At 55.4% G+C, this 8,627-nt stretch carries 8 protein-coding genes; 2 read left to right on the top strand and 6 right to left on the bottom strand.

Annotated features, from left to right (window positions below):
* Both FE781_RS17055 and FE781_RS17060 read left to right on the top strand, forming a co-directional pair.
* Positions 1-259, top strand: a 259-nt coding sequence (locus FE781_RS17055) for a transposase (RefSeq protein WP_211346396.1), incomplete at its 5' end; no start/stop codon positions are given.
* Positions 260-499: 240 nt separating this feature from the next.
* Positions 500-1,210: an MFS transporter gene (locus FE781_RS17060; RefSeq protein ID WP_211346397.1), complete on the top strand. Its 711-nt coding sequence runs from the start codon at positions 500-502 to the stop codon at positions 1,208-1,210.
* Here FE781_RS17060 and FE781_RS17065 read toward each other — a convergent pair.
* The 6 genes from FE781_RS17065 to FE781_RS17090 all read right to left on the bottom strand — a co-directional run bounded on the left by FE781_RS17065 (position 1,158) and on the right by FE781_RS17090 (position 8,497).
* Positions 1,158-2,717, bottom strand: coding sequence for a response regulator (locus FE781_RS17065; RefSeq protein ID WP_170209591.1), 1,560 nt, complete (start codon positions 2,715-2,717; stop codon positions 1,158-1,160). The genes FE781_RS17060 and FE781_RS17065 overlap by 53 nt on opposite strands.
* Before the next feature lie 18 nt (positions 2,718-2,735).
* Positions 2,736-4,166, bottom strand: a complete 1,431-nt coding sequence (locus FE781_RS17070) for a sensor histidine kinase (RefSeq protein WP_138790812.1) — start codon at positions 4,164-4,166, stop codon at positions 2,736-2,738.
* Entirely contained in the window at positions 4,163-5,158 is a 996-nt protein-coding gene (locus tag FE781_RS17075) for a sugar-binding protein (protein WP_138790813.1), read from the bottom strand. The genes FE781_RS17070 and FE781_RS17075 overlap by 4 nt, the downstream gene beginning before the upstream one ends.
* 143 nt (positions 5,159-5,301) lie before the next feature.
* Entirely contained in the window at positions 5,302-6,126 is an 825-nt protein-coding gene (locus FE781_RS17080; RefSeq protein WP_138790814.1) for a carbohydrate ABC transporter permease, read from the bottom strand.
* Positions 6,126-7,103 carry a carbohydrate ABC transporter permease gene (locus FE781_RS17085; RefSeq protein WP_138790815.1) on the bottom strand — a complete coding sequence of 326 codons (978 nt, stop codon included), beginning with the start codon at positions 7,101-7,103 and terminating at the stop codon, positions 6,126-6,128. Before FE781_RS17085 ends, FE781_RS17080 begins: the two co-directional genes overlap by 1 nt.
* Before the next feature lie 59 nt (positions 7,104-7,162).
* On the bottom strand, positions 7,163-8,497 hold the full coding sequence (locus FE781_RS17090; protein ID WP_138790816.1) for an ABC transporter substrate-binding protein: 1,335 nt from the start codon (positions 8,495-8,497) through the stop codon (positions 7,163-7,165).
* Positions 8,498-8,627 lie beyond the last annotated feature (130 nt).

Raw genomic sequence — 8,627 nt, forward strand, 5'->3', positions numbered from 1 at the left:
GGCCTTTCCCAGGGAGCATTGGCGGCAAATTCATTCCACCAATCCGTTAGAGCGCTTGAATCGGGAGATCCGCCGACGTTCGGATGTGGTAGGGATATTCCCGAATCGAGAATCTGTCATCAGACTGATCGGTGCCATTTTGATCGAGCAGCAGGATGAATGGACCGTCGCACGCCGTTATTTCAGTCTTGAATCCATGGCCAAAGTCGTCCAAGGAGAGCAACTCCCCCTTGCATCCACTACGCTCTTGCAGAAGTAAATCTAGGTCACGCGGTAGAAATCGATTTTACACCACTTGACGGGACACTACCTTTGAAGTTCCCTTCTTTCGCACCTTTTATGGCATACTATATGTGCGAATGCCCATGTTAATTAATAATCGATTGACATTTAATAAAAAACATGCCTTTAACAGCCCGACATGTCGGTATACAAAATATCCCGTCTTCATTATAATAACGAACGGAACGGCATCGCCCTTCTATCCAGGCAGGGATATGTGAACCTGTTGTTGCGTCCCCGCCAATCGAAATACGATAAAACCCTGTTTGAATCCCGAAAGCAAATAAGCGCAAGCGGCTTTTTCGAGCCGCTGATTGAGCGAATTTGCGAAATGATCGCAAATGGGCCGCAATCGACCCGCGAGACAACTGCCATTTTAGATGCGGGATGCGGCGAAGGTCCCATCTTGTCTCAGTTCTCGCAGCCTTCAGGAATGAAGTTGTTCAAGCTTCACATACCGGAGTCAATGATGCAGCTTGGCATGTCGATGTACCAGACCATGATGGCGATCTTCATGATTTTAGGTCCGATGCTTGGGACTCTGGTCTATTTCCGATTCGGCATCCACACAGCCGTTGCCATCATGGGGATCTGTTTCCTGCTGTCCGCCGCGGTGCTTACATGGTTACCTCCCGATCGAAAGGTTGAAGGCGCATCGACTACAAATTTGTCGCAGGAAATGAAAATGGGTTTGCATTACGTGATTTCCAATAAGATTTTTGTCTACATGGGCGGCTTCTTCTTGGCTGCGGGAATGGGGATCGGACTGGTAAACCCGCTTGGCATTTATTTGGTTACTGAACATCTTGGATTGACTGCACAGAGCCTGCAATGGTTTACAGCGGTACATGGCGTAGGCATGGTTCTCGGGGGATTCATCTCGATGGGTCTTTCCAAGCCCTGCCGAATCGCAGCCGGTAATCCGTAGGCGGGTAGCCGGTGGCTTTGCGGAATACCCGGCTGAAGTAATTCGGATCGCGATAGCCGACGCGCGCGCATACTTCCTTGAAGGGAACCTCCGGGTCCATCATCAGCTCTTTGGCCCGGTCGATGCGGATACGCGTCAAATAATCGATAAAGTTCATCCCGCAGCTCTCCTTAAACATTTTGCTGAGATAGTGCGGGCTCAGCTTGATCGCGTCGGCCACCTGCTCCAGCGATATATCCTTGTCGTAATGATCCTCGATAAAATGTTTCGCTTTGCACAGCGTCCCCTTCGGATCGGTTCTATACCAGTTCTGCGCGCTCTCCGCCAACTGCCGGATCAGGCACAGCGCCGTGTCCTGAAGCTGCCCGTCTGCATCCGTCAGCATCGGCGGCGGCTTATGCCCCATATCCATCCCCATCTCCTCGAACAGGAGCATCATGTCGAGCATCAGCTTCTGCAGGCAGCTTTTGATCGCCGTCCGGTCGAAGTCGAAGTAGGGGCCGATCCGCAGGAAATATTCCTCGAACAAGCCGGCCGCTTCCTTGGCCTGCCCCCGCTTGACGCAGGCGATCAACCGCTTCTCCAGCTCGATCGGGAACGTCTTCTCCCCTTGCAGCTTATCCTTGACGTCTTCGTAATACGCGTACGGGACGGAGCGGACGCCGCTGCGGGAGGCAAGCAGAGCCTCCTGGTAGGAATGCGTGAGCTGCGAGGCCGAGCCGTAGCCGTTGCCGATTCCCACGAACAGCTCCATCCCGACGAATTCCCGGTCGAATTGATAGATCAACTGCCTGAGCGCGGGCGTCGCGAAGCCTTTGACCGAAGCGGGCGCCGTATCGTTCCGGTTCGCCATGACCAGAACCGGAATCTGATTGCGGGTCATTTTGCCGACCAGGCAATCGAACTTCTCCTTGAAGCGGAGCCTGACCCAATCCAGCAGGCGAGCTTTCTCCTCTCTCGTCAGCTCTCCGCTGCCGCCGCTCGCTTGCAGCACCATGACGAAGGCATACCCATTCCGCTTCCGCAGGGCGGGCTCCCACTCGTCCGGCGGCTGTCCGTCCGTCTGCCCCATCAGGATTGAACGCACTCGTTCGGCTTCGATCAAGGAATCGGCCTGCCGGACGTAACGCTTGAAGCGGATCTCCCCGATCGACCGCTGGAACGACTCCAGGATGTCCTTCTTCTTGTAGGGTTTGGTCAGAAACTCCTTCACGCCGTACTGCATCACCTGGCGGGCATATTCGAACGTATTGTAGGCGGATATCATCATGAAGGTGATGGAAGGCTGCCGCTGCGACAACAACCGGACGACCTCGACGCCGTCAAGGCCGGGCATCCGGATATCGACCGTCATCAGATCGGGCTTCAGCTCTTCCGCGGCCTCCAACGCCTTGCGGCCGTTTTCGGCTTCTCCGACAACCTCGATCTCCAGAGCAGACTGCTCCACGAACTTGCGCAGCGCATTGCGTTCCAACGGTTCGTCGTCCACAATGACGAGTCGGATCATTGGCTTCATCCTCCCGGATCAGGCTGGAATTAACAAGCGGACCGTCGTCCCCCGGTTCGGCTCGGATTCGATCTCGATCACCCGTTCCCGCTGATAGTAGAGCTGCAATCTCCGGACGACATTTCTTACGCCGACGCCGTTGGACGCTTTTTTCGCTCCCGGGAGCTCCGAACTTTCGCTCTCCGCAATCGCCGGATTCAACAATTTTTGCCGGGTGGCCTCATCCATGCCGACGCCGTTATCGCGAATCTCGATCACGATATGCTCCTCCCGCCGCGATATGGCGATATGGAGGCGAGCCCCGTCCTCGTATCCTTCGATGCCGTGAATGAACGCGTTCTCCACGATCGGCTGGATGATCAGCGGCGGGATCACGGTCGGCAAGCACCGCTCGTCGATCTCCATGGTGGTGGTCAGCCGGTTGCCGAACCGGGTGTTCTGGATGTGCAGGTAATCCTTGATAATATCGACTTCGTCGCGGATCGTCGTCGTCCGGTCCATCGCGGTCAAGTTGTAGCGGAGCAAGGAGGAGACCGCTTCCACCAGCTCGCTGGTCCGTCCGGCTCCTTCCACATCCGCCATTCGGGCCACGATGTTCAGCGTATTGAAGAAAAAATGGGGGTTCATCTGATTTTGCAGACTTTTCAGCTCCATTTGGTTGACCAGCCTCTCGATCTCCGATTTGCGCCGGATTTCCTCGATCAGATCGGCGATGTTGTTCCGCATCTGATTAAAGGTCGAAGCGAGAAAAATAAACTCGTCGTTCGTCCGCACGACGACGTCCCTGCCCTTGAAGTTGCCCCGCGATATTTCCTTCGCCGCATCCCGAAGCTGGATGATCGGCCTCGTGATGCCGCTGGAGAACCGTACCGCGAATACGATGCCGCTCAACAGCGTTGTCATAAAGATCGAGACGCTCATATACGTCGTATACCGGTGCTTCTCGTTGATCCGCGCGTAATAATCGTTGTAGTTGGTTAATTCCTTATTGATCAGATGAAGAGTCATCTGCTGGATAAAATTCGAGACCTTCTGCGCTTCCTTCAGATGCGAGTAGTACAGATCGTAGTGGAACGTCGAATATTGATTGATGGCGGCGTCGCTCTCCCTGACGAACGTCTGGATCATATTCCGATAGTTTTCGCTGGTCAGGAAGTTGCGTTTCTGCTCATAGATTTCCGAGAGCCGCTCGCTTTTGTCCATCAGCGTCGCCACGTGTTTGCGGTAATCGTCCATCGATTTGACGGACTTGCTGACCAGGTACGCGTTCAGCGATTGATTGACGTTAACCGTCGTGCTGTAAATGTCGTTCAGCAGGAAAAAATTGCTCAGGATATTCTCGTACCCTTTCTTTTCATTCTGACTGCTGTGGAACAAAAAGAACGCGATGCTGTTCAGCAGCACAACGAGGAGGATGTAGCTGAGAATCAGCTTCGTTTTGATCTTCATCCCTGCTCCTCCGGATTGTAGCTGGCGATGTCCGTTTCCCGAATCGTTTTGATATCGGTATTATAAACGGTAAGCGTTTTCTTTCCCTTGAGGAATTCCACCATGATTCTCACGCTCTCCTCCCCCATCGAAAAAGGCCGCTGCACGAACGTGGCATCGATTCTCTTCTGCTTGATCAGCTCCATCGTCTCCGGCAGGTCGTCGAATGCATACACTTTGATGCGTTCGCCTGGGCGCTCCGCGTTGTTCGCCACTTCGGCGGCGCCGACTCCGTCCAAAGAGCCCGTTCCGAAAAACACGGTGACGTCCGGATGCTCCTTTAATATTTTGTAGGCCTTCTCGGTCGCCAGATTGCTGTTGATGCTTGTTTCTTCGACCGCCACGACCTCGATTCCGGGCGTATCCTTGATCCCGTCGAGGAAGCCCGCCACCCTCAGCGTCTGGTTGGAGATGGAGAAGCTGCCGGTCAGGATTCCCACCTTGGCGCTGCCGTTCGTGTCCTTGACGATCTCTTTGGCCGCGCGGCGTCCGGCGAGGAAGTTGTCCGTGCCGACGAAAGCGATCCGTTTGCTGCCCGGCGCATCGGTGTCGATCGTGATCACCGGAATGCCGGAGTCTACGGCTTTGTTGATCGCGGGCGTAAATTCCTTTTCGTTGAAGCCCTGCATGATGATGCCGTCGACCTTGGAGGCGACCGCCATCTCCACCATGCTCAGGTCCTGGGCGGCCGCATGCACCGGAACGACATATTCGATGACGGCGTCCAGCTCTTTGGCGGCTTTGTCGGCCCCGCTCTGGATCTGGCTCCAATACGGAGTTATTCCTTCCTGATTGATCATGACCAGATGGTATTTCGGTTTCTCCATGAAATGCTGCAGCTTGGCCCCCAAGTCGATCTGATTGACCCGGTAAGCGAAATAAACGGAACAGCCGAACGATACGGAAATGAGGAGAATCGCCATCCGGTACGTCCACTTGGCGTATGCGCGCATGCCTTGTCTCCTTCTCTGGCGTTTTCCTCATGGTTTCTTCGCCGGAGGCGCGAATTCCTTCCCCGCCGCGATGCCGGGGAAGCCTCCATATACGGAAAGAAAATACCCATTCATACGAAAAGGTATTTTCGTCATGTTCGTATTTAACCTTTGATGGAGCCGGCCAGCAGACCTTTGACGAAGTAGCGGCTCAGGAATACGTATACGAGCAGCGTCGGCAGAGCGGCCAGCAGCGCTCCCGCCATCTGCACGTTCCAATGGACCACCTGGCTGCCCGACAAATTTTGCAGGGCGACCATGATGGGCTGCTGCTTCTGCGTCGTCAGCGTGACGGCGAACAAAAATTCGTTCCATACGCTGGTGAACTGCCAGATGCCGACCACCACGAAGCCGGTCATGGACAACGGGAAGAAAATATGCCGGTAAATCCCGAAAAACCCGGCTCCGTCGATCTTCGCCGATTCCAGAAGCTCCGTGGGAATCCCCGCGTAAAAATTGCGGAAGATCAGCGTCGTGATCGGGATGCCGTAAATGACGTGCACCAGAATCAAGCCCGGAATCGTGTTGTACAGGCGAATCGCTTGCATGAATTGGATCAGCGGAATCAAAATGCTCTGATACGGGATAAACATCCCGAACAGGATGCAGACAAACAAAATGTCGGAGCCCCGGAACTTCCACTTGGCGAACACATATCCGTTCAGCGAGCCGAGCAGGCAGGAGATGACGGTCGCCGGAACCGCCAGATAGACGCTGTTCAACAAGTTGGGCGCGAGCTTTTTTAACGCTTCCCCGTAACCCGACAGATGCAGCGCCGAGGGCAGCTCCCACATGCGGTCCAGCGTGACTTCGTCGAGACTTTTGAAGCTGGTGACGGCCATGACATAGATCGGGATCAGGAAAAACAGGGAGAAAAGCGTGAGCAACGCATACGTGACGGCGCGGTTCGCACGGCTGTAGGTCGGCATCAGGCCTCTTCCTTTCTCATGCTGGAAATGAGGTAAGGGACGATCAGGATGGAGACCAGCAGCAGCATGATGATCGCAATCGCCGAGCCTTGGCCGTAATGGTTGCCGCGGAATGTCGTCTCGAACATGTAGACGCCGGGCACATCGGTGACAAAAGCGGCTCCCGGACCGGTCATCGCATAGATCAGATCGAAAATTTTCAGCGAGATATGGCCGAGAATAATAACCGCGCTTGTCGTGACCGGCCGCAGCAAAGGCAGCGTGATGCTCCGCAAAATTTGCCGCTCCGTCGCCCCGTCCATACGCGCCGCTTCGTATATGTCCTCGTTAATTGCGCGCAAGCCGGCGATAAACATCGCCATCGTAAAGCCCGACAGTTGCCAGACGGCCGCGATCAGCACCGCAAGCAGGGCGACCGGCAGGCCGAAGTCGATCTGTCCGAGAGAAATCGACGGAACGACCGTCGTGCTTGTGTACCAGGCCGGAAGATCCTCTGCGCCCAACTTCCGGAGAAGGAGATTCACCCCGGTGGACGGATTCAGAATCCATTGCCACGCAACCCCGGTCACGACGAAGGAAAGCGCCATCGGGAAAATAAACAAATTGCGGAACAAACTCTCGAACCGGATGTTGGCATGGACGAGCAGGGCGAGAGTCAAGCCGATCGCCAGGCACGTCGCAATAAACAGCAGCGTAAACATCAGCGTGTTCCGCAAATCCGATTGAAAGCGGAAGTCCTGAAAGAGGAAGCGGTAGTTCTCCAGTCCGGCGAAGGACAAGTTTCGGACGAGCGTATTCCACTTGCTGAGCGAGACATATCCGGACCAGGCGATAAACCCGTAGACGAACAGGCCGATCAGCGCGATGGACGGCAAGACGACCAAGACGGGCGCAAGCCGTTCTCTTAACCGGATGTTTGAATTTCTGCCGGTCTTGGGCTGCGAATTCGGTTTCGCTTCGACTGCGGCAGCAGGCATGTTCGATCCGCTCCTTCCTGAACCGGATGGGGACGCCCCCATCCGGTTTCTCTCTTCTATTACTTGGCGATGCCGCTGGCTTTGGCGGCTTGGACGAGAGCCGCTGCAGCCGCGTCAACGTCGCCTTTCGTGACGAAGATACTGATCGCCTGGCTCGCCTGGGTGACGAAGCCCTCCGCCGCGGCCGATCCGTGCGCCAGACTCGCCGCCAGCTTGCTGCTTTTGAATTCCTCGATCGTCTGCTTGCCGTAGACGTCGTATTTGCCGGCGTCCGCGTCGATACGGGCCGGAATGGAACCTTTGAGCGGATTAAACGCGTCTTGGCCTTCCACCGAACCGAGCACCTTCAGGAATTCCTTCACGGACGCTTCATCCTTGATGCCCTTGGGCAATCCGAACGTATCCGATATGACCATAAACATGCCCGCCGTGTTGGGCGTCGTCGTCCAGCCGAAGTCGACATTCGGCTTGAGCTTCAGATCGTTCACGAAGTAGCCTTTGGCCCAGTCGCCCATCACGTTCATTGCCGCTTCGCCTTTCGCCACCAATTGGGAAGCGTCCTGCCAGTTGCGGGCCGCATGGTCTTTGTTGATATAGGTCAGCATTTTTTTGAAGGTGTCGAGGGCATCCTTCACCCGCTTGTCGTCGAACGGGACTTCACCCGTCCACAGCTTTTTGTAATCGTCCGGTCCCAATGTGCCCAACAACACATCCTCGAATAGATGAACGGCCGTCCAAGGCTCTTTGTCCCCCAACGCCAGCGGGGTGATGCCTTTGGCCTTCAGCTTCTCCGCGACGTCGAAAAATTCCTCGAACGTCTTCGGCGCCGTCAGGCCGTTCTCGTCGAAAATTTTCTTGTTGTACCAAAGCACGTTCCCCCTGTGAATATTGACGGGAACGGAATACGGCTGGCCTTTGTCGCTGACGAGCTCGATCAATTCCTTCGGGAATTTCTCGTTCCAGCCCTCCGACGCGTAAAGGTCGCCCAGCGGGTTCATTTTCCCTGCCGCAACCCAGCCTGCGTTCAGCTCCGCTCCGGCGTGGACCTGGAAGGTGGCAGGCGGATCGCCGCCCTGCATGCGGCTGGCCAGCACCGCTTTCGCGTTCGTTCCCGCGCCGCCCGCCACGGCGGCATTAATCACTTCGATGTCCGGATGTTTGTCTTTGAACAATTGGATCAGCGCTTTCAGGCCGTCTTCTTCCCCGGCCCCTGTCCACCAGCTGAAAATTTCCACCTTTTTGTTTCCCTCGTTTTTCGGCGCGGCGCTTGCGGCCGTGCCGGATGACTGCGGGCTCGGGCTGGCGCTTCCCGTTTCTTTACCGTCGGAGCAAGCGCTGAGCGTGGCCAACAACGCCGCGGACAGAACAAATGCGGACTTGACGGCGAGCTTCATGGTTTTCCTCCCACTATTATTTAATGTTTTCTCGCGTTTTCTCACTCGTTCTTAGATTTTCAACCATCGACCATCCTGAAAGATGGATAAGTCATGTAGCTATGACATAATTTTCTGGAGGAGCCGGAGG

This window comes from Paenibacillus thermoaerophilus (assembly GCF_005938195.1).
In the GTDB taxonomy this organism is placed as follows: domain Bacteria; phylum Bacillota; class Bacilli; order Paenibacillales; family Reconciliibacillaceae; genus Paenibacillus_W; species Paenibacillus_W thermoaerophilus.

What these genes read in the sequence shown, in the direction of transcription:
- FE781_RS17065 (WP_170209591.1), bottom strand. Translation starts at nt 2,717, where the DNA reads ATGATCCGACTCGTCATTGTGGACGACGAACCGTTGGAACGCAATGCG.
- FE781_RS17070 (WP_138790812.1), bottom strand. Translation starts at nt 4,166, where the DNA reads ATGAAGATCAAAACGAAGCTGATTCTCAGCTACATCCTCCTCGTTGTG.
- FE781_RS17075 (WP_138790813.1), bottom strand. Translation starts at nt 5,158, where the DNA reads ATGCGCGCATACGCCAAGTGGACGTACCGGATGGCGATTCTCCTCATT.
- FE781_RS17080 (WP_138790814.1), bottom strand. Translation starts at nt 6,126, where the DNA reads ATGCCGACCTACAGCCGTGCGAACCGCGCCGTCACGTATGCGTTGCTC.
- FE781_RS17085 (WP_138790815.1), bottom strand. Translation starts at nt 7,103, where the DNA reads ATGCCTGCTGCCGCAGTCGAAGCGAAACCGAATTCGCAGCCCAAGACC.
- FE781_RS17090 (WP_138790816.1), bottom strand. Translation starts at nt 8,497, where the DNA reads ATGAAGCTCGCCGTCAAGTCCGCATTTGTTCTGTCCGCGGCGTTGTTG.